Origin of the sequence: Solibacillus palustris, from assembly GCF_022549215.1 — a bacterium.
In the GTDB taxonomy this organism is placed as follows: domain Bacteria; phylum Bacillota; class Bacilli; order Bacillales_A; family Planococcaceae; genus Solibacillus; species Solibacillus daqui.
Map to the genome: position 1 here is coordinate 1 of NZ_JAKZFC010000030.1, position 1,256 is coordinate 1,256.

The following is a 1,256-nucleotide window of genomic DNA, read 5'->3' on the forward strand; positions in this document are numbered from 1 at the left end:
TCAATTTCCCCTAGTTCTATTCTAAAACCTCTTATCTTTACCTGATGGTCTATTCTTCCCAAGTATTCCATATTTCCATCTGGTAGCCATCTTGCAAGGTCTCCAGATCTATATATTCTTTCTTCTGATTTATATGGATTTGCTACAAATTTTGCTTCTGTCAGTTCTTCTCTGTTTAAATATCCCCTTCCAACACCTTCACCACCCACACATAGTTCTCCAGGCACACCTATAGGTAACAATTTTAGATTCGTATCCATAATATATGTAGTCAGTGTCGGTATCGATTTTCCTATATTACTTATTATTCCATTTATTTCCTTCTCACCAATTTCTTTATATGTTACATGAACTGTTGTTTCTGTTATTCCATACATATTAATCAATTTTGTTTTTGGATATTTTTTTATCCATTCTTTTAACATTTCAGGTTTTAAAGCTTCCCCACCGAATATTACATACCTTAAACTTAACTCTTTTTCACTACTTGCTAATTCTTTATTCATAAGGCTATAAAAAGGTGTAGGAATTTGGTTTAATACTGTAACCTTTTCTTCTTTTAGAATTTTTAAAAACTCTTCTGTATCAATAGCTTTATCTTTTGGAAAAAGAACCAACCTTCCTCCATAAAGTAATGCTCCATACATTTCCCAAACCGAAAAATCAAAACAATAAGAATGAAACATTGTCCATACATCTTTTTCATTAAAATCAAATTCCATTTTGTTATTAAACATTAGGCTTACTACATTTTTATGTTCTATCATTACGCCCTTAGGACTACCTGTAGTTCCAGATGTATAGATTATATATGCTAAATCCTGTGGTGTATTTATTTTATTCAGGTTATAACTTTCTCTTGAACTTATTTTTTCATCTTCTAAATCTACTATTTCTCCGTCAAATTCTATGCTTTTTAATATAGTATTCTTTGTTAAAATCACTTTAGTTTTACTATCTTTAAGCATATATCTTATTCTTTCTACAGGATACTCCGGATCTATAGGCAAGTACGCTCCTCCTGCCTTAAGAATCGCCATTATTCCTACTACCATCTCAATAGAACGCTCTACCATTATTCCTACAATAGAATCGGGCCCTACACCCTTTTCTTTTAGGACTCTTGCAAGCTGATTTGATTTTTTATTTAGTTCTATATATGTTAATTTACTTTTTTCAAATACTACTGCAATATTATTTGGTGTTCTTTCCACTTGCTCTTCAAATAATTCTTGTATTGTCTTATCTCTTGGATA

General features: G+C 31.1%; 1 protein-coding gene. It reads right to left on the reverse strand.

All coding sequences use genetic code 11. The features are described from left to right. Positions 1-1,256: non-ribosomal peptide synthetase (locus LZ480_RS19615; RefSeq protein WP_241371226.1), on the reverse strand; the 1,256-nt coding region annotated here is incomplete at both ends.